We start from the raw sequence: 25530 nt of genomic DNA on the forward strand, positions 1-25530 counted from the left end.
CCCACACACGTGCAGAGCGGCGCACCATCACCCGCCCCGATGAGGGTACTTTTCTCTGCACGTGTGGCAGGTCAGTTGTCGCTCCGAGGTGGGCCAACAGTAAGGCGAGTGTCAGAATGGTTCCGACGCACAAGGAGGACCTTTCCCCGTCATGATCCGCATCGGCACTTCCGGCTGGGTGTATCCACGATGGCGCGGGACCTTCTACCCCAAGGGACTTGTCCAGCGCCGCGAACTCGAATACATGGCTCAGTGTCTGAATTCCGTGGAGATCAACGGCTCGTTCTATGCGCTCCAGCGGCCCGAGAGCTATCAGAAGTGGGCAGCGGAAACACCGGACGACTTCGTTTTCGCGGTCAAAGCGCCACGGTTCATCACGCATATGAAGCGCCTCGTCGACGTCGATGCACCGCTGGCGAACTTCTTTGCGTCAGGTGTGCTCGCACTAGAGGCTCGGCTCGGGCCGGTGCTGTGGCAGTTGCCGCCGAACCTTCGGTTCGATGAGCGCGTACTCGCTGAGTTCCTGGCTAAGCTCCCCACGTCCACGGCGGCTGCGGCGGAACTCGCCACGCAGCACGACGACAAAGTCGCCGGACGGGCATACACCACGACCGATGAGAACCGCCAGCTCCGGCACGCGATAGAAGTCCGCCACCCGAGTTTCGACGACCCTGCTGTTCCGCATCTGCTCCGCGACAAAGGGGTGGCGCTGGTCATCGCGGACAGCGCCGGCCGGTACCCGTACTTCGAAGACGTCACCGCTGATTTCGTGTACGTCCGCCTCCACGGTGCCGAGGAACTGTACGTCAGCGGATACACACCTGAGGCGCTCGACGAGTGGGCAACCAAGATCCGCGGGTGGGGCAAAGACGCTTTCGTCTATTTCGACAACGACGTCAAAGCCCGCGCTCCTTTCGACGCGATGGGACTAAGCGAACGTCTTCAGAACTCGTGACTACTTCACGCGAGGCGATGCTCGAACGCGAACTTCGCGGCCGCAGTTCGCGTGTTCACGCCAATCTTCCCGAAAATGTTCGACGTGTGGCGGGCGACGGTCTTCTCACTCAGGAAAAGCGCCGTAGCGATGTCGGCGTTCGAATTCCCGGCCGCGACGAGACGCAGCACTTCCACCTCCCGTGTGGTGAGGCCGGCGGGCACTGACGGAACCAACAGGTCGTCGACCTCACGCTGCGCCGGGGTGGCGCCGAGGTCTCTGAAGATTCCGCGCGCTTGAACCCATTGCACTGCAGCAGATTCCGTGTCTCCAAGCGTACTCAGGCCACGTCCGAGCGCGACCGCGCAGCGTGCCGACTCGTATTGACAGCCAAGCAAGGCCCAGTCATGCGCCGCTGACCGGAACCGCGGGGTCGCGTCGCCCGCTTCCCCTTTCGCGAGCAGCACTTGGCCGCCCGCGTAGTTCGCGGACGCCAGCAGCGCGGTGCAGCCGAATGCCGTCGCAATCCGGTCGAGTTCAGCACTCGCGGCTGACGCTGCATCCATATCACCCACCGCGAGGAGAACCTCGATCGAGGCGGGAAGCACCCTTGACCGGTGTACTGGGTTCTGGGCTTCTTCCAGTATTCGGCGAACCGCCGCCGCGGCCGCTCGGGTTTGCCCACACGCAAGCCATACGAGCGCGAGACCTGGCTGAGGGTCGTGGCCGTACGCTGTCGCGGCGGAGTACGCCTGCTCCGCTTCCTTGTACTTGCCTAGGATCCGCAGCACTTCGCCTTTCTCCGCCATCGCAAGGCCCACGGCGTCTTCCGTCCCGGCGGCAATGTAGCGGTCGACGGCACCGGCGTATTCGCGGAGGGCTTCGCGGTAGGCGCCGCGTATCCGCATGATCTGCCCACGATGCACCGCGCATTGCCCAGTGAACACCACCAGCCCCGGTTGGTCATCGCACCAACGCGTCAGCGCCATCGTCCATTCGATCACCCGACCGTAGTCGGAAACCTCTTGGCACCCTTCGATCATCGTGCAGTACACCCGGCCTGCGAATAGCGGCGACACCTCACCCGTCGAAATGCCCACCATTGCCTCGTCGAGAAGCGCGATGCCCTCCTGCACCCGGCCCTCATACATGGCCATCCGGCCCTGCGAGCAAAGCCCCATCGCGAGCAGGTCGGGATCCGAGAACCGCTTCCCGTAGTCGGTGACAGCGCTCGCGCACACAGCCGCCTGCGGGAACTCACCAGCGAATATGTGCCGGAACATTACGAGTAGCTGCACATATCCACGCTCGGCGACGTCACCGCCGAGATCGTCGAGTAAGCGGCTCGCTCGGGCGATCCACCCGCCCGCGACAGCGGTCTCCCCCGCCTTAGTCAGCACTTGTGCCAGCGAGCACGCGCAGCGGACCGCCGCCAGAACGTCACCCGACTTGTGGAGCAGCTGGTAGGCGCGCTGCAGAGCCTGGATGCAGTCGTTCCTCCGGCCAGTGAGGGCCGCTGCAGTGGCAAGATTCGCGAAGTCCTGCCCGGTGAGTTCGGCTGGGCTCATGGCGGACAGCCCCTCGTAGGCGGCCACCCATTCGCGGCGCTCGAACGCCGCGCGCGCCTCCAGGAGGCTCTCCACCACACTCATCGCATCTCCCTCAATTGGGAGAATACGCCCACTCAGGCTGCTTGACGGGCGGGCGCGGAACTCGCTTTCCGTGCTGCGATCCTCCGTGCCACATACGCGGTGTCTCGACCGACGCCGGGAAACACCATCGAGCTGAAAGCGAATTGGAAGCTCAGGCCGCAGAAGAACAAGCCGGGAGCGTCGCGCACAACCCCGCGATATTCCGTCGGCCACCCGTCATCCCCGATGACAGGAAGATCGATCCAATCGAAAACTTGCCGGAACCCCGTGCACCACACCACGTTCTGCACGTCGGCGACCGTACCGTCATCCAGCAGTGGACGCCCGCTACGCACACCCGTCACACGTGACGTGTTGCGAATGACCCCACGTGCCGCGAGGTCCTCCCGTTTGATGCGTAACATCGGACCGCCATGGGTGCGGATCTCCCCCATCAGCTTGCGTCCCACCGGTGTACGTCTTGTCATGACATGCCGGGCGATAAATACGAGCACAGGCAAGCCTGCCCGGAACAGCGGCGTGTCCCATCGCATCGGCAGCTGCCCGCAATCCCGTCCGGACAGCGTCGTCTCATGCGTCTCCGCAAGTTCGTACGCGATGTCGGTGCCAGAGTGGGATGCGCCGACAACGAGCACCGAGCCGGGCAGCAGCTGGGACGGGCGTTTGTATTCGCTGGAATGCAGCTGTTTGATCGACGGGTCGAGTTCGCGGGCGAACTCGGGGATCATCGGCGTGCGGCCGAACGTTCCCGTTGCGATGACGACGTTGTCGCACGTGATCATCTCGCCACCGATGATCGCCGAGTATCCGCCTTCCGGGCGGGCCGTCAGTTTGTCGATCGACGTGTTCAGGCGGACCGGCAGATCGAACCGCACAGCGTAGCTTTCCAGATATTCGGCCACCTCATCTCGTGACGGATAGTTCCAGCGCTCCGGGTCCGGGTACGGCATTCCCGGCAGATCCGTGTACTTCGCTGGCGTATACAGGCGCAGCGAGTCATAGTGCTTGCGCCAGTTGTCGCCGATCCGCTCGTTGCTGTCGACGATCAAGAAGGGACGGTTCCGGCGCTGCAAGTGATATCCGGTTGACAGGCCGCACTGACCTGCGCCGATGATCAGTGTCTCTATGTGCTGAGTATTCATGGGTTGCCTCCTGGCGGTGTTCTAGATACCGCCACGTTAGGAGTGACGCATCCCATCGCCATCGGACGAATTACCCATTTCCGATGTGTACTTTCCCGTCATGCCGTCGCGTCAGAGGTAGCACGGACGTGAGACGGCGAGGAGGATGTCATCATGAACGACACCAGCGCCAGCGCGGTCCGGTTCGAACCGTGTGCGAAACGAATCCGCGCGTATCTCGCCGGTCACGTCGTCGTCGATACGACGCGCGCCCTGTACGTGTGGGAGTGGCCGCACTTCCCCACGTACTACTTTCCCACCGACGACATCCAGGCTGAACTCATCGAGCTCGACGACACCGCCGACCCCACGAATCTCGGAGTCGCGGCACTGTACGATCTCGCGGTCGACGGGTCCGTCGCTTCCCGCGCCGCGCGCCGATACGTCGACTCGCCCCTCGAAGAACTCCGCGGTCGCGTCAGGTTGTCGTGGACAGCGATGGATGAGTGGCTCGAAGAAGACGAGCCCGTGTACACGCACGCTCGGGATCCCTATGCGCGCATCGACATCCTCGCCAGCAGCCGGCACATCCAGATCATGCTCGACGGGGTGGTGGTCGCTGACTCTCGGCACGCCCGCATCCTCTTTGAAACCGGCCTGCCGCCGCGCTACTACCTGCCACTGACAGACATCCGGATGGACCTCCTCCGCAGGTCCGACACCACCAGCCAATGCCCCTACAAAGGCACCGCCAACTATTGGTCGGTCGTCATCGGTGACACCGTGCACCGCGACCTCGTCTGGATGTACCGGGCGCCGCTCCCTGAAAGCCAGAAAGTCGCGGGACTCGCGTCTTTCTACAGCGAGAGCGTCGACGTGTATTTAGACGGGGTACTGCAGAAACGGCCGGTGACTGGGATGGAACCGTGAGGGTCTAGTGAGCGCCTCCGTCAACCCCGGGATAGTTCACAGATCGGGAAGGATGGTGTGGAATGCCGCCGCGCCCACGCGAACGAATTCCTCGATCAGTTCGGTCCGAGACAAATCGATGTCGCCGTCCAGCCAGTCGCTCACAGCTTGCGCGGCCCCGGCGACGAGGATGAGCGCTGCCATATCCAGGCGTGTGCGTTCTCTTTCCGTCACCTGCGTGTCCCCGATTGTCACATCAATGACCAAGGCGGCTATCGCGTGCTCAGTGCGTCGAACGGTATCTCTGAGTTGGTCGCCGCCGATGGTGTCCACGAACAGCCGTGTATTGCCCGGGTTGTCGATCAAAACTGACACGACGCCCATTACCGCTTCTTGTAGCCGACCGTACGTGCCAAGGTCAGGCGCCTTCGAGGGTGCAGTGACGGCTGCAGTTAGCTGCTCAATTAGTCGTTCGACCAGGGTGACGAACAGGTCATTCCGGGTGCGAAAGTGCTCGTAAAAGTAACGCTTTGAGAGACCTGCCCGTGCACTGATGTCGTCGACGGTGATCGACGCAAGGTTTCCTTCCGCTAGCGCTTTGAGCCCCGCGTCGAGTAGTGCGTCACGCCGCTGCCGCACACGATCAGCTGCACTGACGCCTCGGAATTGCCGGACCACGGCGACTGGATCGGTCACTGTTCAATCTTGACACACTATGTTGGCACGCAATACATTAAATAGGAACTGCCCAGTTCCTAGGTTGGATCGATGTTCTCAGGCGGTACGGCCACGCGGGAGTTGGTAGGCAATGTGCACCCTCCAACGGGAAGTAGGACATGGGAAAAATTACTTTCATCTCGCATGACGGCGAATCGCACGAGGCCCCGATCGCCGAGGGGCAATCGCTGATGCAGATCGCTACCAGCAATGGGATCCCGGGCATCGACGGCGACTGCGGCGGCGAATGCGCCTGCGGCACCTGTCACGTCATTGTCGACAGCGATTGGGTGAGCAAGGTAGGCAAGCAGGGCGAGGACGAAGAAGAAATGCTCGACTTGACGCCCGAACGTGAGACAACCTCACGCCTATCGTGTCAAATCAAAGTCTCGGAAGAGATGGACGGCATGACGGTTCATCTCCCTGAATACCAGATGTAGGCCAGACATTTCTTCGAGCCAGGGCAAGGCAGGCTAATTCATGAGCGTTCTCGATCAGGTCATCAACAAGGCGCAGGCAACCATTCCGCTCCACGTACAGATCCGCGGCGCGCATCTGTACAGCAGGGCAAAGCGAGCCGTATTGGAGAGCGCCCGGCCACCGGTCTTCACCGAATCACCGATTCCCGACGTCGCGGACGTACCGCTGACGGAAATCGACATGAGCAACCCCTTCATGTACCGACAGGGACAGTGGAAGTCCTACTTCAAGCGCCTGCGGGACGAAGCGCCGGTGCATTACCAGCCGAAAAGCGCCTTCGGTCCCTTCTGGTCGTTGACGCGCTACAAAGACATTCTCGCCGTCGACAAGAACCACCACCTGTTCTCGGCCGAGCCGTACATCGTGCTGGGCTCTCCGCCGGAGGGCCTGGATGTCGAGATGTTCATCGCGATGGACCCGCCGAAGCATGATTCTCAGCGCCAAGCCGTCCAGGATGTGGTCGCACCCAAAAACCTCAAGGAATTGGAACAACTGATCCGCGTCCGTGTGCAGGAGGTGCTCGATGGCCTGCCGATCGACGAGCCTTTCGACTGGGTCGACAAAGTCTCGATCGAGCTGACCTCGCGCATGCTGGCGACCCTGCTGGACTTCCCGTACGACCAGCGACGCAGGCTCGCGGAATTGTCTGACCTTGCCGCCGGCAACTCGGGTGCCACGGGAAGCGTGTACGAACTTGACGAGACATTCGACGCTGCGGTCGAAATGTCCCAGCAATTCGCCAATCTATGGCGTGACAAGAAGGCACGAACCGATGCGGGTGAGGAACCAGGTTACGACCTGATCAGCCTGCTCCAATCGCATGACAGCACCAAGGACCTGATCAATCGACCGATGGAGTTCATCGGCAACCTCACGCTGCTGGTTGTAGGCGGTAACGACACCACCCGCAACTCGATGACCGGCGGCGTCTTCGCCCTGAACCAATACCCGGACGAGTTCGCAAAGCTCAAAGCCAATCCAAAGCTGATCCCCACCATGGTGTCCGAAATCATCCGGTGGCAAACACCGCTGGCGTACATGTGCCGCGTCGCCAAAGAAGACACGATGATCAACGGGCAGTTCATACGCAAAGGCGACAGGATCGTCATGTGGTACGCGTCCGGGAATCGCGACGAGCGGCAGTTCGAGCGTCCGGACGAGCTCATCATCGACCGCGCCAACGCGCGCAGCCATATTGCGTTCGGCTACGGTGTGCACCGATGCATGGGTAACCGGCTCGCTGAGATGCAGTTGCGGATCCTGTGGGAGGAGCTGCTCGAGCGTTTCGACGACATTGAGGTCCTCCAGGATCCGGAGATCGTGCAGTCCAACTTCGTGCGGGGCTACTCGAAGATGATGGTCAAGCTCACGAAGAAGCAGTCGGCCTGATGGAAAGCGGTCGGGCGATCATCATCGGTGCCAGCCATGCCGGTGCGCAACTCTGCGCCAGCCTGCGCCAGGAAGGCTGGGAAGGAGAGATTCTGGTCATCGGCGACGAGTCATCGCTGCCATACCACCGCCCGCCGCTGTCCAAGACCTACCTCTCGGGCAAATCCAGCCTCGATGAATTGCTCATTCGTCCGCTGAGCTTCTACGAGAAGCACACCATCACCTTCCGGCATGCCCGCGTCACGACGATTAACCGCCAAGCGCGGACCGTCACGGTAAACGACGGTGAAGAAATCGGCTACGACAAGCTCGCGCTGTGCCTGGGCGCCCGCCCGCGTCTCCTCTCAGTTGAAGGTACCGAGCTGCCTGGCGTGCACTATCTGCGCGATGCCGACGACATCGAGGCCATCCGCGCCGGACTCGGCAACGCCAGGCGTGTCGTCATCATCGGCGCCGGCTACATCGGCTTGGAGACCGCAGCCTCGCTCCGCACACTCGGCGGCGTCGAAGTGACGGTTCTGGAAACCGCCGAACGCGTGCTGCAGCGGGTCACCGCAGAGGAACTGTCAGCGTTCTACGCCCGCGTTCATCGCGAGGAAGGCGTCGAACTGCGCACCGGAGTCACCGTTGCGGCCATCGAAGGGGACGAGCATGTACGCGGCGTGCGTCTCGCTGACGGTGAACTCGTCGAAGCCGATCTCGTCATCGTGGGCATTGGCGTCGTACCCAACACCGAACTGGCCGAGGCCGCCGGGCTTTCCGTGGACGACGGCATCTTGATTGATAGCAGCAGCCTGACCAGTGACCCCAACATCGTCGCCGCCGGAGACTGCGCCAGCTACTTCATCACCCGCTACGCTCGCCAGCATCGGCTGGAATCAGTGCCCAGTGCTGGCGAACAGGCGAAGGTGGCTGCCGCGACAATGTGCGGGAAAACCAAGGCAATTTCGGCCCTGCCCTGGTTCTGGTCCGACCAGTACGACCTCAAACTGCAGATCGCCGGACTCAACGACGGCTACGACAGCGTGGAGCTTCGCGGTGATCCAGATAACGGGCGCAGCTTCGCCTGCTTTTATTTCAAGGACGGGGAAATGATAGCGGCGGATTGCGTCAATCGGCCAAAGGAATTCATGTTCGCCCGCCGGGTCATCAAGGATCGCCTGCCGATAGATCGGAGTCGGCTAGCAGATACGGAAAGTTCGCTCAGCGAGCTGATGAAGGGGTCTTAAGCGCGACATCCGTAAATGGATTTGAGGGCAGCGTAGGCAACGGCGGCAGCCACGAGCCCGCCCGCGACTACCGTCCACGCCCACACCCACCCGGCATACGATGCGGTTCCCGCGACAACCAGCGGTCCCGCAGCTCGTGCGAATGTCGTCCACATCTGCATGCGCGCGCTCGCAGACGCGAACGCATGCAGCGGAACATATCCCGAGAGGATCACTGGGCGCAGCACGCTGACCGTCCCTGCCGCGGCACCCGAGGCGAATCCAGCGATCAGCAACCAGGGTGCCGAAGCTGTTACGAGCATCGCCGTCACAGCGAGAGCCTGCGATACCGCAGCCACTGATGCGAGCATTTCCGGTGACGCGCGGCCGACACGTCCGCTGATCAACAGCCGCCCCACCACCTTCCCCACGCCGCTCGCTGCGAGTACGAGACCCGCCACGTATGGATCGACACCGCGGGCGATCAGCATCGTCACGACCAGGGCAGTCACCGCGACACCGCTGGCTTGCTCCAGCATGTACGGGAGGCGCAGACGACGCGTGGACGTCGTCGGTTGCGAGCTTGGCTTACTGGTCTGCTCCCCCACGCGCTGCGGCAGGCACCACACATACAACATCCCGGTGATCACGGCACCGCCGCCCCCAAGCACCGCCACCGCGACTCGCCAGCCAAACGCTGCCACTAGCGCGCTGGTGAGCGGGACGAACACGGTGCTCGCTAGGCCACCCGCCACGGTGACATACGCGATCGCCCGGCGCATCCGAACCGAATCCAGCAGTGTCAGAACAACTATCGCTGGTTCATACAGGGTGGCTGCCATCGCAGCGCCAATCAGCGCCCACGCGAGATACAGCATCAGCAGCGACGGGGCCGACGCCCACAGCGTCGTCGCTACGATCGTCAGCACCGCGCCAGCGGTCATCACCGCGCGGGGCCCGAACCGCCCCAGCAACGTGGCGACGGCCGGTGCGGAAAGCCCGGACACAAGCACTCCCAGCGAGAACGCTGCACCGACCGTCGTGATGCTCCAGCCCGGCTCACGCGCCATCGCTGGCGCAACGACGGCGAACGCGTAGTACAGCACTCCCCACGAGACGAGCTGTGTGAGGGACAGGGCGACCACGGCCCGCCGCAGCTCAGGCGGGCCGGACCGCAGCGTGTCAACCGCAGCAGGCACTTTCCGCCGCCTCACGTGGCTTCTTCGCACCGCACGCGGATCCCGATGCGGGAAGGATCAGCTCGACCCGCGCGGCAGCGTCGTGATCCCCTGCCAGCTCAGCGACGACGGAGCGTGCTTGCTCATACCCGGTCGCGAGCAGAAGGTTCGGCGCGCGGCCATAGCTTTTCGCGCCGATCGCATAGAATCCGCGCTCCGGATGAGCCAGTTCGGCCGCACCGTGCGGAGGGACTGACCCGCACGAATGCACATTCGGATCGATCAGCGGAGCCAGCGTGCGCGTGCTCTCCACCCACGGATCCAGATCCAGACGCAGCTCACGCAGGAAGCTGAAGTCAGGCCGGAACCCTGTCGCTGCGATCACCTCGTCAAATGGGCCCGCCTTACGTCCGTCGGCGGACAGAAGCACAATCGCTCTGCCCACGACGTCGATGCGTTCGACACCGAATCCGGTCTCCAGCTGCACCCGGCCGGATGAGACCAGTTCGTGCGCGTCCGCGCCGAGCCGCCCCCGCTCCGGCAGCCGGGCATCCACTTCGTCACCGAACAGGTTCTCGCCCCTGCGCATGATCCACGTGACAGTCGTGGCAGGTGCGCCTTCTGCGAGTTCCCGGAGAACGTGTTTAGCCGAATGGCCGCTGCCCACCACCGCAACTCGCTTCCCGGCGTAGCGGTCGGTAGGCAGCACGTCAGGTATCCCGTAAGTGATCTGTCGCGCAGCGGTGTCTTCCCCGATGGCTGGGATTCCTTCGGTGCCGACGGGGTTCGGTGTTAGCCACGTTCCGGTCGCGTCGATTACCGCCCGCGCGAGGGTCCGGGTGACACCGTCGTCGCTGCTTGTGGTGACGACGAACGGCCGGTCGGCGCGGTGGTCGTCACGCAGCTTGTCGACGCCGTGCCGGGTGACACCGGTGACGCGGTGACCGAGCCGCATGTGTGGTGCGATGACGTCCAGCGCGGCGAGCGGTGCGAGGTACTGCTCGACGATGTCGGCGCCCGTGGGGTACGCGGCCAGCTCTGGCGGGCTCCACCCGTCACTCTGCAACAGGCGCTGCGCCGCGGGATCCATGTTGTACCGCCACGGCGAGAACAACCGCACGTGACCCCAGCGCTGGATGCTCGCACCGGCGTGCTCCCCCGCCTCGAATATGACGAACGGAATGTTGCGTTCGGCGAGATGCGCGGCCGCCGCGAGACCGACCGGGCCCGCACCGAGAACAGCGACGGGAAGTTCGTTTGACATGGTTTTCCTCCTAGTTCGGGTTTCACATGTTCTGACGGGTGGGCGCAGAGATGGACGCGGATTGGTGCCGGGTGCATTCTTGAATTGCGTCCTTTTGCCACCAGCGCCGTCTGTACAGGTGACAGCTCCGCGACGAGACCTTTCGAGGAGTCGGTTATGACACCGAACGTGGTGACAACAGACAGCACGCCGAACGTTGAGGATGTGTGGCGGCAGTTCGGCGCAGAGATCCGATCGTTCGTAGGACGCCGGGTGTCTGATCCGCACCGCGCGGACGACCTTGTCGCGGATATTCTCCTGAAAGTGCACCGCAACCTAGGATCACTGGATGATCCGGAGCGTTTAGCGGCGTGGCTTTTCCGCATTGCCCGCAACGCCATCACCGACGAGTACCGCCGTGCTGCAACGGCCCGCGAGATCCTCGACTCCGCGCCCGGCGAGCGGCTCGCGACCCCGGTTGACGTGCCAGCTGACAGTGACGACGTGCAGCGCGAGCTAGCCAATTGTGTGCGGCCCATGCTCAGCGGCCTAGCCCCGGACTATCGGCGCGCGCTCGAACTCACCTACCTCGACGGCGTCACCCAAGTCGCTGCGGCCGAACTTGAGGGCATCACGGTCTCTGGGATGAAATCGCGCGTCCAGCGGGCACGTAAACAGCTCGCCGAACTCTACGACCGGTGCTGTGCGCTGACGCTCGACACGCGCGGGATGCCGATCGATTACACGCCTGCTGAGGGATGCGGTGGCGAGTCTGGCTGTGGCGGCGGCTGCAACGCTTGAGGGGATACAGGGCTCGAAAGAAGCCAACAGCGCTTAACCACGCGGCGGAGATGACAGTGGCTGTTCGTCTACCGTGTACGTTTTGTACAAACTGCACCGCCAAATGTGCGTTTTGGACACGGTAGACGAACAGTCACGAGGCTTGGCAGAGCGTCAGGCTTTGCGAGCGGTGACCAGCAGGTACTCCATGTTCCACCTGGCTGGTGAGTCGGAAATCCGTGCGCTTGTGTTGGTCAGGAACCGTTCAAAGTCTCCATCGAGGGCAGCCTGCTGATCGTGCGTGAGCGAACTGTAGACGGCTATCGCGGGGCCGTAGTTCGTTTTGAAGAACTCGCGGAACTCCTGCGGTGTGGCGATCTGCGCCGGAGTAGTGAGCGTGCGGCGCTCGAACACCAGCTCGGTGACGCTGCCTTCAAAGAGTTGCCGGACATGAGATTCGCTGCCCCACAACGGCGCTGGTGATGCACCAGGCGGAGGCGGAGGTGCGTACGCACGCATCGTCGCGAAGAGTTGCCCGATCAGCCCTTGCGGCGTCCAGTTGATCATGGCAATTACTCCGCCCGGCTTGCACACGCGGACCATCTCGTCCGCCGTCTGTTGGTGGTGCGGCGCGAACATCGCGCCGACCACTGAGATGACGGCGTCGAACTCGTTGTCCGCGAACGGCAGTGCCTCAGCATCTGCCTCCACCCATTCGACGCTGACACCGCGCTCTCTGGCGGCGGCACGGCCAGCGTCGAAAAGCTCGGGCGTCAGGTCAGACGCAACGATTTTTGCCCCCGTTAGGGCGGCCGGGATTGCGGCGTTGCCGGAACCCGCCGCGATATCGAGGACCCGCTGACCGCCGGTGATACCGGCGGCATGGACAGCCACCGGCCCCAGTTCGGGGATCAACTCGGCTGCCACCTTCGGATAGTTGCCTGAAGCCCAGATAGCTCGGTGTTTAGCCTTCAAAGCCCGGTCGGCCTGTGAGGTCGTGTCGATGATGGTCATGCTCGTCCTTCCCGATGTGGCGGCGCCTCCGGCGTTAATCGCAGGGGCTTTACGTCACATACAGACGGGAGTCTGGCGAGACGGACGCACGGGTTTGCGTCCTTTTGAAGTGGGGAGCCGAAGCGCGTCGGTAGCTTGCGATGTACCTGGTCGAGCAATTGGGCCGCCAGCATCAGTGACGCCTTGTTGTGCCGGGGAACTGGGCTTGGCGACATCACGACCCGGCCCACCAACAAGCTCGCTGTAGCCTGGCTCGAGTTCGCCTAGCTCCGCGTATTCGGCCACTGTAAGCAAGTGGTCCGGGATCACAATATGCGAGCGCTGCGGTGGCTCCGGTGCGGCTGTCACAGTAACTCCTCACGACGCGAACGCCCCCTGCGTACTCCATCCTGATGTTATAGAGAGCGGTACTGACAAAAAGCTGGCGCCGACGTTCTTCTCGAAATCGCGCTCGATATCGGATGCATGCACCTGGGGATGTATGCCCACTAATAAATGCCGAATAATCGGGCATTCCAGATGCGACCTGGGTGTGCGAACTATCGTCGTGTCCGCAACACGCGTACGAACTCCGCCCGGCTCCGAGGGATTCATCCGTCTCGACCGACGAAGGAGGCTTCAGTGAAGATCGTGTTCCTGCACGGCATCGGTGACGGTGACCCTAGTGCAGGCTGGCTCGACGGTCTCAACCGCGGGTTGGTGCAACTCGGCCACCAGCCTCTCGACGAGAATCGAGTGATTGCTCCCCGCTACAGTTCGCTCCTCAAGACAGACGGCATCTCAGCGAAAATGCCGCCTGTGACATACAAGCCGAATGATGAGCTGAATCGACGGCGTGGCTTCGAGCGCCGCCAAGCGGCTGTGCAGCGCAAGATCGGCAAAGACGCGGGCGTCCAGTCCTTTGGTTTTCATTACGTCCCAGAACGCCCCATGCAGCAACTGACGAGTCTCGCTGTCAACAAATCATCCTTCTACGATTTTGACCAGGTCCGGCGGTACGTCAAAAATGACGGGCTGCGAGGCGCCATTCTCGAAAGAATCCTCGACCACCTTCCGTCATATGGTGATGTCGTGCTGATCGGGCACAGCCTGGGGAGCGTCATCTCGATCGACCTCCTCGATCACCTCTCCGACAATCTGAACATTCGTCGATTCATCACCATCGGTAGTCCCGCCCATTCCCGCGCCCTGCATGAAGGTAGTGAACGCCTTCTGAAGAAGTTCCCCTACGGCCGCGTCGATGACTGGTCGAACTTCCTCGACACTCGCGACATCGTCACCGGCGGAAGAGGACTGGCAGGCACGTTCCCCGGCGCTCAAGACTTCATCATTGACAACGGTGCTTCCCACAGTGCCAGCGCCTATCTCGGGCACAGTGCTGTCGCTCGCCTCGTCGCACAAATGGTCTATCCCACAAAGGAAATGGTCCTCGCTTCGAGCAACATTGCTGTCCGGATGAGCGACAACGAGGTATCCGTACTGCTCATGCTTCACTATGCCGAGGCGGTGCGACGGCACATCAAGGACAAAGGCGTTCTTGAACGCTACGAGCATGCACTCAACGTCCTCCGGGACGACCTTGTGGGGCAGATCGAAAGTTCAGCCCGCGCCAGTGGCCAGCCCCTCGCGCCGGAACTGCGTGAACTGGTGTCGGGCAGACTTCCGACTCTCCCCCACCGGTGGGAACTCCATGAGGCGGTCCAGGAACTAGTCGTCCTTGCTGTGACCAACATCGTCGACCCGTTTGAGATCGACACTGGTAGGGCATCTCGGGACGCTCTCCCGGATGTTGCGGTCGCGATGGGGTTTCGGCGGGATCCCGGGGTCAAGATCGCAACGGCGATCGAAGAGGTTCAACGAAGCATTAGCAGACGCGGTGGCGCACCATGGGGGCGTTACCTCACCGCAGCAGTCGGCCTGGGCATTCTCGCAGCGGGTCCGGTCGGGCTAATGGTCGCTGCACCAGCCTCCGTGTTTGGGGCGGCCGCAATCACTGGGGGTCTCGCCGCGTTCGGCCCGGGCGGCATGGTCGGTGGACTCGCCATGCTGGGCGGGCTCGCAGGAACCGGCGCGGCACTCACGACCGCGGCGGCAACGCACGGAATGGGCGGCTCCGCTCCCGTTACAGACGCGACGTCGCTGATCCTTCGCGTCGCCACCGAGTACGCACGCAAGCTGCTCGACCTGTCCTATGACGAAACCCTGTGGTATGCCCTCTCCCACGCGGAGACTCAGTTCGCTGCGAAAATCAACAGACTCGAGGCTTTCTGTGACCCCAAAGCCGCGCAACTCACGAAACTGAAAGAAGCGTGGGTGATCGTCTCACGCCTGATGACGTTCATGATTGAGAAGGGCATGACACCCAGAATGCTGGCTCAGGAAGCCCCGAAGCCTGAGGGGTCTGAGGCCACTCGACCATCGGACGGGGACTGACGCGCTACCCCAATAATCCCGCTACCTGCCTGCACAAGTGCCGGACTTCCTCAGCTGTCGGTGCGAGTTCGTAGGCGTGATGGTGGCAGGCGTGGCTCAAGCCGTGCCACGCTGAGGCGGCTGCTTCCGCGTCCGGCTCGTCACCGAGGACGCGGAGAATAATCAACTTCGAGGTCATCGTCGCGCGATCTAAGTTCGGGCCGATCTGTGCACACCGCTCATCGACAAGTTCCTCAAGGGCCTGCCGCGCGAGGAAGGCGGCAGCCCTCGCAGTTTGAGAATGCTCAACCTGCACGGAACCGTCGAGTATCTGCTGCGCGAAGTGCAGGAAGACTGGTGCGCTGACGTTCATTTCGCGTCCAGCAGATCAGCTACGGTCCGTTTCAAGTCGTGCGCGGCATCGAGCGCGTCACCGCGAAGACCGTCGTGGACACCTCCCCCTGCGATACCCATCGCTGCTCTGCGTGACGGCGACTGGCTGCGCCAGCTAGATATATCCGCTGACGGATCGCCGCGGAGGGCAAGCGCAACACTGGCTGGGACGGTGCGCGCTTGGCTCCAGAGTTCTTCGGTATGTTCCCGCCGCGCACCCGTTCGGTGGCGTTTAGCGTAAAACACCTGTCGCGCTGCCGCTTCGATCGCAAGGCGACATAGCCCCGGTAGTACTCGGCGCTTCATGGCATCGGGGACGTTCGGGTCTTTCGCTATCGCGAATGCGTCGTGAACGAAACGCTGCGCAGGGTTCACCGCATCCGCGACGGTAACGGTGGATGCGGCTCCGCGCGTCACTTCGAGAATGCGTGCCTCCACTCCAAGCTGACGGATCGAAGACGCGAGCCGATCGTCGTGGGAGAAGACAATCACCTGTCGGGTCTGTGCGAGTTCCTCGATGACGCGCACGAAGCCATCAACTTTCGACGGGTCCATGGCCTGGATCGGGTCGTCGAGGACGATGAACCGAAATGGACTGTCCGCCGACGCGGCGCGAGGCAAAAACAGGGCAAGCGCGAGCCCGTGAAGTTCTCCCTGGCTCATCACTCCGAGCGCACCCGCGGGTGCACCATCCACTTCCGCTTCGAGGACGACGCGTCGCTGGGTGCCGGTGCCATCGAGCTTGATGGCACCAAGGTCGACGTTGCTTTCCTGCCGCAGGGCACCCCAGATATGCGCGGCATGCGATGCGATCGGCTGCAAACGCTGATTGCGCAGCATCGCGGCGTTGCTCTTCATCCACTTGCGTGCCGTCTCGAGTGATTTCACGAACGGGTCAGCGTGTCGTGCTTCGCGTTCTTTCGAGACCCATGCAATGAGGCTGGCGGCGAGTGGCGCCCACTTGTCCTCACGGTCCGCGAGTTCACTTTCGGCTTCTTGCCTCAGTTTCCCGAGCGCATCAGCGAGCGCAGAGTAGTTGTGCTCCACATGGTCAGCTAGCTGCCCGCCGTTGCCGGGGACGTTAATCCACGCCTCCACTGCATCGCGGTAGGTCTGCAGCGACTCCAGCGTGACTGTCGGTATTGGGCTTGCGTCGCTCACTTTGTTTATGAGGTCGATCAGAGTTGCCCGGGCCGTGCGCAATTCAGTCTGCACCAACCGGTACTTCTTGATCCGTGCGCTCGCCGCGTCAAGCTCCGACTGGACGCGGTCGCGCCAGTCATCGTCCAGTGACCCGACACCACACAACGGGCATTCGACACCCCTGTGGTCACGCTGATAGTCGAGTGCCAATTCCAGTAGGTGTGCTTTCCGCTCGGAAGCTTGCAGAGCGTCGTCTGAGGAATCAGCGACTTCTGCGACCTTCGCTCGCAGGACCACGACAGCGGACTGCACGGCCTCGGGGCTCGGGATGGACAGGGCGGCAATACGGCGCAGGTCGTATAAAACCCCATCCGCAGCGCTCGTGCGCGCACCAATCGCTAGCTGTGTTACCGCGTCGAGGTCTGCTGTGCGCTTCTTGACGCGCGTTAAGGCAGCGGCTGCGCGTTCGTCATTGGACTGCGCGAGCGCGACCTTCAGATTCCTTATCAGTCCGCTTGCCTCAGTGCGTGGCTCCTTGCAAAGCTTCAGTTCATCAGCTAGGCGCTTGTCCGCGTCAGCGATCTGTTCCAGCCCCAGAACCTTCGCGAGGGCGTCATAAAGTACGGACGGTCCCTCATCGAACAACCCGCCGAGTTCGTCATACGAGAGAATCGGACGATACAACTCGACCGCCGCCTGCCAGCCAAGCGACTCTGTGCCTTCGCTGCGCTTCTCCCCCAGCCGCTGCACCCAGGTTATCGGTTCATGCAACGCGGCATCGGTAGGCCAATCCACGCCCACCGTGGTGACACCGGCACCCTCCACTGCGAGACCAATCCGTATCTCACACGGCGACGGACGATGCAGGTTTCGCCAACTCGATTCCCACACTGTCGCGTTGCGTTTGTTCTTCCATCGGTAACTGTTGCCGCTGACCGCGTATTCAAGTGCCTCCGAGAAGCTCGACTTACCCGAGCCGTTCCGGCCACTCACCACCGTCAACCCCGGCGCTGGATGCAGCGGCAGCACAGCCTTCCTGCCGATCCCGCGGAAACCCGCCACGGAAACCGAATCGAGGAACGCGCCAACAGGTTCAGTTTCACGAGGCGCCACATGTGGGTGTCGGAGCTGCTGTGGAATACCCGTAGTGTCCGTCGCAAGCGCCGCGCGTAGCTGGTCAGAGCCCTCCAACGCTGCGAGGATCAGCAGCTTGGTTTCCTCGTCCAGCTTGTCGTCAGCGTCGGCCATTTCCAGGACGACACCCACCAGTTGCTGGTCCGCGTGGGGATCTGACACGTTCTCCACCTCGAAACTTCTCGCCGGTAAGTGCCATCGTAGGAGAAGGGGGCAAGGGATTCGTACGAATACGACAAGTTAAGTGTCGATGAATCGATCGGGAGCGGCTCGAAGGTCATCGGGTCGAAGCCCTGCTGCCCAGTACCCCCACAGTTGTCACCACTCAGAGTGCCCACTAGGAGCGATGCACCAAACCCACCACCGCTCAGAACCCGATCGCCTTCCTTGGTCACCACAGCACCCGCGAGCTTCGCGAAAAGCAGGTCGCGCAGCGTGGCGGGTGTCAGCTGTGATGCTTGCTCAAACAGATCAAGAGAAGCAACTTGCGCGGTGTCATTTGCTCCAGGACCAGGCCCCAACCGCCCGGTGGTCGCCTTCCCTCGTACTGCTCCCACAAGTCACGCGCGGCTGGAGACCAGGGGTAAGACATCGTCGCGACAGCCTGGGACGCGACCGTAGGCACGACCGCAGCCAATCTCACGCCCCTGCGGAGCTTATCGCACGAGAACAGGTACGTACGCTCGTCAGTTCGAGGGTGCCTCATTTATACCTACACTCCAGCGGAGGTTAGAACTCGAGTAGCCACGACTGTCCGTGCGAGACTACGTACGTGCAAGATCATCGAGAGACGACATTCACTCTCGCGCTATTGACCACCGCACCCGGGCCTTCCGGAAGCTCTCAAGCTCTCACATCTTGCGGCACTCCCGCATAGTTTCTGAGAGTGGGCGACCATGGTTTCCGACTGCCAGCCAACGTCACGTTTAGGAGTCCCATAGGAATGATCGAACAGTGACACTTTTCGCCGAACAGCGCCGAGCATCCGCCAAATCCTACATACTGCCCACACGGAGTCAAGAAGCACGGGTTTATCAGCAGAGAGGGGCATAATCGGCTGACCTCCCATTAACACCCTCAGTGCCCCATCGGAGAAGCGACGGCGGAAGGAAACAGCGACGAAGCCGCGTCCGATAACTTACTAACACTTCACGTGGCCCGGGGCGCCTATACACAGCAGCGAATTCAGATCTCAAACATCAGTGACCTTCGCGTTGTGTGCCCCCTTCTAATAGAAGCATTCGCAGACTGTTGTGCGCAGTTTGCACACTTTGTTATCATATCAGCCTTGCGACAACTTGAAACAGACAACCAGCAGGAGACGAAATTGACCGTCAAATATGCAAGTACGACTTTGGAGGACATAATCGTAAAGGCTGAGCGAGGTGAATACCTCCTGCCGAATTTCCAGCGCCAGTTTGTTTGGAGCATCGAGAATCATCGGGCACTTGCTGCCTCAATGCTTCTCAGGATTCCCTGCGGGTCCCTCCTTGTCGTCAAAGGTAAGTCAAGCCAGTTTTCATCGCGACGAGTGGGTTACATGAGCTCGGAGACAGCGCCCACAGATAACAGCCAGTCTGTAGAGTTCCTTCTCGATGGCCAACAAAGAGTATCGACACTATTTGGGCTGTTCGCCGATATTTTCAGTCGCGACTGGAAAGGCGTCCACGACCAGATCTTCCGGCAACTTAAATCACGCTGGGCTTTACAGATCCGGCCGGAGAAAGATCAGCCCGACGTATTTGGGTGGACCTCTCTGCGACTCGGCAAATTGCCTGAAGAGCCCGAGATTCTTAAAGAAGTCTTTGTCCAATACGATGTGTTCAAGACTACCAAGCTAGATCACTGGTCCCATCCAGCCTTCATGTCTAACCTTGAAGAAGCCCAGCGGGCCTTAAAGATTGGCGTGGCAGCGGCACAGGATGGACAAGTGCCTATCTGGGGGCTCTGCGGCTCGGCAAAGTACGACAATTCCGTGCACGATTCGTACACAAAGCGCGCTCTTCGTGAGATAGCTGAATCTCGCCGAAAGGAGTTGCAAGCAGCACTAGAGGATAACCAACTACCCGAAGATATTTTGCATGACTTGGTTCAACCTGGTGAAGCCGCCTCTGAACTAACCGGCGAACAAATCAGCGAACGACTTAGAGATCGCCAATCTGATTGGGCAAAGGATGTCCATGATTTAATCACTGACTTGCGGAAAGCTGAACTTTCGATAATAGAATTAACTGACGACGAGTTACCAAAGGCCATAGCCATCTTCGAAGCGATCAATCGTGGGGGCACTCCTCTCACTTCTTTCGATCTGATTACCGCACGCTACGCTCGTGGCGAGTCTCAAAAATCACTTCCAGAGATGATTCAAGAATACATCGCAAGCTTCGATCAAGATGTTCCAGCTGAACTCCGTCGACACGCGAGCCAAAAATCTTGGACTGCTGTCGACAATATTGGTTACGTCAAAGATTCATTAACCAATAATTTCAAGACCCAATTCTTGACGCTAATCGTTATGCATAATTTGCTTCTGGCTCGTGGAAATGAATGCTCCTTCACTGTGGATGAACTGAAACAACGCCAAGCATTGGCACTTAAAGCGGAGGACATCGACCGTGGCTGGACCGCGGCTAGTAGCGCATTCCTTGAAACATGGCGGTTCCTTCAGCTTCGTTGTGGAGTCAAAAATGAAGGAGCGCTACGCAACAAGCTGCTCTCATTACCAATCGCCGTGGCGCTGAGCAACCCGGAACTCCCCAAATCAAGAGACCTCTATGACAAAATTGAATACTGGTATTGGTGCTCTGTGCTCACGGGTACCTACACCGCGCGACAGAATGAACACGCAATTCAAGATGCTAGTGATCTATCCAGGTGGTTGCGAGATCCCTCCACTGGCAACCCATTCACCACACGCCAGGCAAGAGTATTAAAAGATCCCGGGTACTCTGACGACGAAACACTCCTGAGGAGCGGCGAAGAGTCTTCGGTAAGAGCCGACGTCGGTGACTATTTGCTGCAATACGTTCTAGCTAAAGGTGGCCGCGATTTGCTAAAGGACCGGCTGATAGATGTGCAAGTTGACGAAATTGAAGACCATCACTTAATACCACTCGGCAGCGCCTCATCGATTGGACAGTCATCCTCAGTTATCCGCAAGGGGTCGAGTGAGATAGCGCGGTTGCTTAATAGCCCCCTGAACCGAGCGTATATCCTGAAGGAATCGAATCGAAAGATCTCCGCACGTCCGATTGATACCTATATGAAGGAAACATCCTTACCCGCTCGTGCCAGTCTGTATTTCCCTGATATGAAGGATCAGTTCGGGGGGATTTCCGACGTCGCGAGCATCAGGAAACTGCTTGCTAGCCGCCTAGGACAGCTTCGCTCTGAAACATCGAAGGATTTAAGTCGTCTCTCCGGGGAGTAGCACAGTCTTCCCAATTACCAAATCCCCGGCATTAGATTGAATGGGTGATTCTCGCGGATTCGCTTGCGTGGAGGGAGTTTCATCATCCGTCCCAATAGACATTTAGCTTCCTCAATTGAACGAACCAACCCGCGCCTCGTAGCGTCCATGCAGCCAGCTGCCTCTGTGCCTATCAGGCATCGATTCTCGAAGTATCCGTAACCTCCTTCCCTGGCCGAGGGCATGAAGTCTCGTATCCAGAGCGCAGAAGCCTCTTTCCATCGTGAAACCGGGTAATCTTCCGCTATCTGCAGTCATCTGGGCCGCTGCCCGCTGCACGCAGGGTTAGTCCAGGGCAAGTCGTTGCGTGGAGCGCTCGGCTACTGGGTACGCTGCGGCCCTGACTCGGACTAGCTCCGGCCGGGCTGCAATCGCACCTGGCGGAGGCGGTTCGCCGCGTTCCGCGTTCCCTCAGGCCGCATGGTGTAGTGGACAAGAAGCGCGTCCGCCACTTTCTCAAATGCCCGCGCGCTTCTCCCGCCGCTTGATCGACTTCGTCCATGACAACCGTCGCGACCATTACCTGCTGCGTGCTACCTGGCAGTGGGTAAGCAGCCTTGTTTAGCACGCTGGCTGGGTCCGTTAAGTACGAATTCAGGTCCTCGTCTAGCGACAGCAATGACAAGGGCTCCATCGCCTGCTGTCGCATCTTGCGTCCGAACTATAGACCCTCCGCCACCTACCGCCCCATCTCCCGCAAGAACTCCTGCGTCTCAGGATCAGTCGAGTACACGCTGACGCCCTGCAACCCACGAGTCAGCAACACCTTGTACGTGTTTCGCACCAACGCCGCATACTCTTCCTCGGTTGCCTTTTTCGCGGCAGGGTCGTGTGAGTGTTTCTTCTGCGCAACCCATTGTCCATCGCGGCGAACGAAATCGGGGCCGAAGATCACTCCCGCCCAGTCGTACTCGAAGCCCTGAGCGGTGTAAATGCAGCCCACTTGGCCGAAACCACGCGGATCGGATGCCCAGTAGTACGACTGCGGCGCATCCGGTACCCGCTTCTCGGGTTTCACGTTCCACGGCCGTTCCCAGTCACCGATCTTGACATCGTTGACCAGTGCCTTGCCGTGCGGTGTGAGCACCGGGTCACTCCACATCCAGCAGTAGCCAGCGCTCAGCCGGGCCGTACCTCCTCGCGAAGTAGCCATCGCTGAAATCCATGACTCCATGCCCGTGGGGCTGTCCGCGGCGTTAACGGTGAATCTCTCGTCAGGCGATGTCGCGAGCGTGCTCCACGAAATCGGCTTCTCAGGAACCAAGCCGAGGAGTCGCGCTACCCATTCGTCGTAGGCGGCAGAACCCCCACATCGATACTGCCCTTCGAGACGGACCACTTCGAGTTTGCAGTCCATCGCCTCTGCCGCAGCGGTGATTTCCTCGAGTGAACCCATCTCCCCTGGGCGCACTACTTGGTTTTCATCGAGCAGGAATACAGGCACCGAAGCGACGCGGATGAGTTCGTTGATCTGTCGTCCGGCCTTCTTGCGGACCTCGCTCCTGGTGTATCGGTTCACACTCGTTTCCCGGATACGGTGCGCCTCGTCGCAGAAGATCACGTCGAGTTCTCGCGGTTCCGACGCGATGTAATCGTTGAAGTACTTGAACAGGGTCTGGACGCGCTTGTTTCGATGGCCAGCTACCTTGCGCATAGTGTTGGTAAACGCGGAGGACCCGGTCGCGTGATGCACTCCGTAACCACGACGCGCGAGATCGCCCAAAAGGCTCAATGCGATGACACTCTTCCCGGACCCGGGGCCGCCCAGCACAACCACAACTGTCCGCGTGCTGTTCGCTCGGGCTCGCTCCACCGCTCGCTGGACGAGTTCGTACGCCACTTGTTGCTCGTCGAGCAGGACGAACTGTTCACGATCTTGGATCTCCTTCGCCGCAACTGTGAGCAGCGGCTTGGATGGCGCGTGACGGAACTGAAGAAAATCGTCACCGGCCTTGACGGCAGTTTCTCGCTCACCAGACGGGTCGAGCAGGCTGCGCAGTCGCTTGAACAGGGCGGACTTGTCATCCTTCGTAAAGAGCTGGCCGTAACCTGTTGGTGAGTAGCGCAGGAGCGACTCAACGCCCTTGTGAGAAGCGTTGTGCAGGTACGCCACACCGGAAACCGTCGCTGGCTCTGCCGCGAGCGCTGGAGTCGAGTCAACCAGGTATTCGCAGTACCGCCGCACCTGTTCAGCTGGATGCAGCACGGGGTTCGCATACGCATCCAGATAGACGAGTTCATCGTCCACCGTTTCAGCGCGCGTCCACTGCTTCAATTCGACGAGTACGTAGCTCGCCGTACCGGTCTTAGGATGCGTGCCGCATAAAACCACGTCCACACGTTTAGGGCTGTGCGGCAGCCGGTACTCGACGAGTACCTCGATGCCGCCGAACCCTGCGTCAGCGAGGTCCGTCAGAAGCGGAGTCAGGCTGCCGCGCCACGATCGAGACTCCCCTGGGCTGACGTTGTATCCAAGGACATATCGAGCCCTCTCCTCCAAAGCGGAAACCAACCTGCCGTCCCTGGCCTCCACAAGAAGGTCGGCAACGGACTGGCGGACGAGTGCCACTCGCCTGCACCCCCATCTGCGCACGCTGCATTAGCGCGCGGGTGGGGACAACATGCGAGGCAAGCTCGGTGTCCGTCGGGCCGCGACAATTACTTACCAAGGAGAGGCTACAGGGGCTCACCGCGGAGCTGCCCGCACTGGTGCGACATACCCGGCAAAGGCCCACAGCCCACAACATCGACCGCTGCTAGTGCCGGGGGCATCATGCTCGGCGGGACATATCCCGAATACTCCGAACGAAAGGCGAACACGACCCATATGTGCCGTGGTCAGCAGAGAGTCACCGTATCATCAGCAGGCGTGACGGTTAGTGCCCTAAGTCGTTCGGCGATGACAGCGATGCGGCGCGTCGAGCTCTCCCGCCCTATTCGAATTGGCCTCGAGACGGGACTCATTCGTGGAGGCGATTCCATATTCGACTACGGCTGCGGGCACGGGCACGACGTTGAGTTCCTCCGCGAAATGGGCCACACTGCAGACGGCTGGGACCCCAACCATCGTCCTGACGGGGCGCTGCGGAAAGCCTCCATCGTCAATCTAGGCTTTGTGCTCAACGTAATCGAAGAGCCACTAGAAAGGATCGAAGCCCTTAAGCGTGCATTCGACCTCGCACACCGCGCACTGATCGTTGCCGTCAGAACCGTCCACGAGGCCAAGATTCTGAGCACTGCGTCCGAGTACTCAGACGGCGTGCTCACCGGCACTGATACTTTCCAACGCTTCTTTGCACAAGCAGAAGCTCGGGAGTTTCTCGACGAAACACTGTCGGCTCAGTCAATTCCCCTCGGACCAGGAATTTTCGTGGTCTTCCGAGACGAATCTGCGGAGCAAGACTGGCTCGAAAACCGTGCCGCCCTCAACCGACGCGTTCGTCGACTACGCCGGATCGTGGAGCCTCGGCTGTCAATCCGAAGCAAAGCTTATCGGGAGAACCGCGAGATCCTCCGGCTGCTTGAAGAATTTCTCGCCTTGCGGGGTCGGCTTCCCATTACCAACGAAGTTCCATGGGAAATCGAGCTCAATGAGTTGTTTGGCACGCTCCCGAAGGCTTTTCAGGTCATCCGGCATGAGGCTGACGAACCCTGGTGGGAGGATGCAGCCGCAGACAGACGACAAGAACTTCTCGTGCGTTTTGCATTGCAACGCCTGCGCAAGTTACCAAAGTTCAGTGCTCTTCCTCCGGATGTACGCGCTGACGTGAAGGCACACTTCGGGTCGTACAAGAGGGCGACAGAAGCTGCGGAAGAACTCCTATTCTCGCTCGGTAAATCTGAGGAAGTTCGTAGTGCCGCAACGGAAGCCCGGATCGGCAAGCGGACACCAGATGCGCTGTACGTTCATGTCGATGCAGTGGACACGCTGCCCGCTCAGCTAAAGGTCTTCGTGGGTGCCGCAGAAACGTTGATCGGCGACGTGCCCGATGCGACGCTAATCAAAATTCATATCGATAAACCGCGTGTTTCTTGGCTTGTCTATCCGAAGTTCGATACTGACCCACATCCGGCCCTTGCAGAATCCTGGGTCGTCGACTTCCGCGCCCTCGATGTGCGGCCGAACGACTACCGCAGCCGCGAAAACCCACCAGTACTGCACCGCAAGGAACTGTTCGTTTCCCCAGAACACCCCCGCTACGAGTTATTCAAGAGGCTCAGCACTCAGGAAGAGCGGCACGGCTTACTCGAGGACTCCCGAAGGATCGGCACTAGGCGGGGGTGGCAAGAGCGACTAGACGAGCTCGGCTGGGAACTAAGAGGTCACCGATTGGTGCGCGCTCACGGGGGTTAA

General features: G+C 60.7%; 19 protein-coding genes. 9 read left to right on the top strand and 10 right to left on the bottom strand.

The genetic code is table 11. The features are described 5' to 3' along the window. Positions 1-151 precede the first annotated feature (151 nt). Positions 152-955: a DUF72 domain-containing protein gene (locus AS9A_RS13495; RefSeq protein ID WP_013807603.1), complete on the top strand. Its 804-nt coding sequence runs from the start codon at positions 152-154 to the stop codon at positions 953-955. A gap of 5 nt (positions 956-960) precedes the next feature. Here the strand turns inward: AS9A_RS13495 and AS9A_RS13500 are convergent, their stop codons facing one another. Beyond that, on the bottom strand, positions 961-2586 hold the full coding sequence (locus tag AS9A_RS13500) for a helix-turn-helix transcriptional regulator (protein WP_013807604.1): 1626 nt from the start codon (positions 2584-2586) through the stop codon (positions 961-963). A 32-nt stretch (positions 2587-2618) separates the two neighbouring features. Continuing rightward, positions 2619-3728, bottom strand: a complete 1110-nt coding sequence (locus AS9A_RS13505; protein ID WP_013807605.1) for a flavin-containing monooxygenase — start codon at positions 3726-3728, stop codon at positions 2619-2621. Between the two features lie 153 nt (positions 3729-3881). Between AS9A_RS13505 and AS9A_RS13510 the strand changes: the two genes are divergently transcribed. Further along, on the top strand, positions 3882-4637 hold the full coding sequence (locus AS9A_RS13510; protein ID WP_013807606.1) for a DUF427 domain-containing protein: 756 nt from the start codon (positions 3882-3884) through the stop codon (positions 4635-4637). Between the two features lie 36 nt (positions 4638-4673). Here AS9A_RS13510 and AS9A_RS13515 read toward each other — a convergent pair whose 3' ends face one another. Beyond that, positions 4674-5312 carry a TetR/AcrR family transcriptional regulator gene (locus tag AS9A_RS13515; protein ID WP_013807607.1) on the bottom strand — a complete coding sequence of 213 codons (639 nt, stop codon included), beginning with the start codon at positions 5310-5312 and terminating at the stop codon, positions 4674-4676. A 140-nt stretch (positions 5313-5452) separates the two neighbouring features. Between AS9A_RS13515 and AS9A_RS13520 the strand changes: the two genes are divergently transcribed. The 3 genes from AS9A_RS13520 to AS9A_RS13530 are packed head-to-tail and all read left to right on the top strand — an operon-like array spanning position 5453 to position 8431. Further along, entirely contained in the window at positions 5453-5773 is a 321-nt protein-coding gene (locus AS9A_RS13520) for a 2Fe-2S iron-sulfur cluster-binding protein (protein ID WP_013807608.1), read from the top strand. 40 nt (positions 5774-5813) lie between these two features. Beyond that, complete coding sequence (locus AS9A_RS13525) at positions 5814-7202, top strand: cytochrome P450 (protein WP_013807609.1); 1389 nt, start codon at positions 5814-5816, stop codon at positions 7200-7202. Next, positions 7202-8431, top strand: coding sequence for an NAD(P)/FAD-dependent oxidoreductase (locus AS9A_RS13530; protein WP_013807610.1), 1230 nt, complete (start codon positions 7202-7204; stop codon positions 8429-8431). The genes AS9A_RS13525 and AS9A_RS13530 overlap by 1 nt, the downstream gene beginning before the upstream one ends. Here AS9A_RS13530 and AS9A_RS13535 read toward each other — a convergent pair. Together AS9A_RS13535 and AS9A_RS13540 are read right to left on the bottom strand one after the other, a co-directional pair. After that, on the bottom strand, positions 8428-9609 hold the full coding sequence (locus AS9A_RS13535) for an MFS transporter (protein ID WP_041451085.1): 1182 nt from the start codon (positions 9607-9609) through the stop codon (positions 8428-8430). The genes AS9A_RS13530 and AS9A_RS13535 overlap by 4 nt on opposite strands. Then, on the bottom strand, positions 9593-10852 hold the full coding sequence (locus tag AS9A_RS13540; protein WP_013807612.1) for an NAD(P)-binding domain-containing protein: 1260 nt from the start codon (positions 10850-10852) through the stop codon (positions 9593-9595). The genes AS9A_RS13535 and AS9A_RS13540 overlap by 17 nt, the downstream gene beginning before the upstream one ends. 156 nt (positions 10853-11008) lie before the next feature. Here AS9A_RS13540 and AS9A_RS13545 point away from each other — a divergent pair, with 156 nt between their 5' ends. Beyond that, complete coding sequence (locus AS9A_RS13545; RefSeq protein ID WP_013807613.1) at positions 11009-11632, top strand: sigma-70 family RNA polymerase sigma factor; 624 nt, start codon at positions 11009-11011, stop codon at positions 11630-11632. Positions 11633-11785: 153 nt separating this feature from the next. On the opposite strand, the gene AS9A_RS13550 is transcribed toward AS9A_RS13545, so the two are convergent. Both AS9A_RS13550 and AS9A_RS23860 read right to left on the bottom strand, forming a co-directional pair. Beyond that, entirely contained in the window at positions 11786-12625 is an 840-nt protein-coding gene (locus AS9A_RS13550; RefSeq protein WP_013807614.1) for a class I SAM-dependent methyltransferase, read from the bottom strand. Between the two features lie 54 nt (positions 12626-12679). After that, positions 12680-12973, bottom strand: a complete 294-nt coding sequence (locus AS9A_RS23860; RefSeq protein ID WP_148262467.1) for a hypothetical protein — start codon at positions 12971-12973, stop codon at positions 12680-12682. Positions 12974-13246: 273 nt separating this feature from the next. Between AS9A_RS23860 and AS9A_RS13555 the strand changes: the two genes are divergently transcribed. Then, positions 13247-15058 (top strand): lipase family protein, encoded by a 1812-nt coding sequence (locus AS9A_RS13555; RefSeq protein WP_013807615.1) that lies wholly within the window; start codon positions 13247-13249, stop codon positions 15056-15058. Positions 15059-15062: 4 nt separating this feature from the next. Here the strand turns inward: AS9A_RS13555 and AS9A_RS13560 are convergent, their stop codons facing one another. Together AS9A_RS13560 and AS9A_RS13565 are read right to left on the bottom strand one after the other, a co-directional pair. After that, complete coding sequence (locus AS9A_RS13560) at positions 15063-15410, bottom strand: hypothetical protein (RefSeq protein ID WP_013807616.1); 348 nt, start codon at positions 15408-15410, stop codon at positions 15063-15065. Further along, positions 15407-17869: an AAA family ATPase gene (locus AS9A_RS13565; protein WP_041451086.1), complete on the bottom strand. Its 2463-nt coding sequence runs from the start codon at positions 17867-17869 to the stop codon at positions 15407-15409. Before AS9A_RS13565 ends, AS9A_RS13560 begins: the two co-directional genes overlap by 4 nt. A gap of 1126 nt (positions 17870-18995) precedes the next feature. On the opposite strand from AS9A_RS13565, the gene AS9A_RS13575 reads away from it, so the two are divergent. Then, on the top strand, positions 18996-21137 hold the full coding sequence (locus AS9A_RS13575) for a DUF262 domain-containing protein (RefSeq protein WP_158307368.1): 2142 nt from the start codon (positions 18996-18998) through the stop codon (positions 21135-21137). Between the two features lie 718 nt (positions 21138-21855). On the opposite strand, the gene AS9A_RS13580 is transcribed toward AS9A_RS13575, so the two are convergent. Next, a complete protein-coding gene (locus tag AS9A_RS13580; protein WP_041451088.1) occupies positions 21856-23745 on the bottom strand; it encodes a DUF2075 domain-containing protein in 1890 nt (629 codons plus the stop codon). Between the two features lie 300 nt (positions 23746-24045). Here AS9A_RS13580 and AS9A_RS13585 point away from each other — a divergent pair, with 300 nt between their 5' ends. Then, positions 24046-25530: a DNA phosphorothioation-associated putative methyltransferase gene (locus AS9A_RS13585; protein ID WP_158307369.1), complete on the top strand. Its 1485-nt coding sequence runs from the start codon at positions 24046-24048 to the stop codon at positions 25528-25530.

This window comes from Hoyosella subflava DQS3-9A1 (assembly GCF_000214175.1).
GTDB classification, from domain to species: domain Bacteria; phylum Actinomycetota; class Actinomycetes; order Mycobacteriales; family Mycobacteriaceae; genus Hoyosella; species Hoyosella subflava.

Excerpts from the sequence above, each read along its gene's own strand:
- AS9A_RS13495 (WP_013807603.1), top strand. The coding sequence starts at position 152 with ATGATCCGCATCGGCACTTCCGGCTGGGTGTATCCACGATGGCGCGGG.
- AS9A_RS13500 (WP_013807604.1), bottom strand. The coding sequence starts at position 2,586 with ATGAGTGTGGTGGAGAGCCTCCTGGAGGCGCGCGCGGCGTTCGAGCGC.
- AS9A_RS13505 (WP_013807605.1), bottom strand. The coding sequence starts at position 3,728 with ATGAATACTCAGCACATAGAGACACTGATCATCGGCGCAGGTCAGTGC.
- AS9A_RS13510 (WP_013807606.1), top strand. The coding sequence starts at position 3,882 with ATGAACGACACCAGCGCCAGCGCGGTCCGGTTCGAACCGTGTGCGAAA.
- AS9A_RS13520 (WP_013807608.1), top strand. The coding sequence starts at position 5,453 with ATGGGAAAAATTACTTTCATCTCGCATGACGGCGAATCGCACGAGGCC.
- AS9A_RS13525 (WP_013807609.1), top strand. The coding sequence starts at position 5,814 with ATGAGCGTTCTCGATCAGGTCATCAACAAGGCGCAGGCAACCATTCCG.
- AS9A_RS13530 (WP_013807610.1), top strand. The coding sequence starts at position 7,202 with ATGGAAAGCGGTCGGGCGATCATCATCGGTGCCAGCCATGCCGGTGCG.
- AS9A_RS13540 (WP_013807612.1), bottom strand. The coding sequence starts at position 10,852 with ATGTCAAACGAACTTCCCGTCGCTGTTCTCGGTGCGGGCCCGGTCGGT.
- AS9A_RS13545 (WP_013807613.1), top strand. The coding sequence starts at position 11,009 with ATGACACCGAACGTGGTGACAACAGACAGCACGCCGAACGTTGAGGAT.
- AS9A_RS13550 (WP_013807614.1), bottom strand. The coding sequence starts at position 12,625 with ATGACCATCATCGACACGACCTCACAGGCCGACCGGGCTTTGAAGGCT.
- AS9A_RS13560 (WP_013807616.1), bottom strand. The coding sequence starts at position 15,410 with ATGAACGTCAGCGCACCAGTCTTCCTGCACTTCGCGCAGCAGATACTC.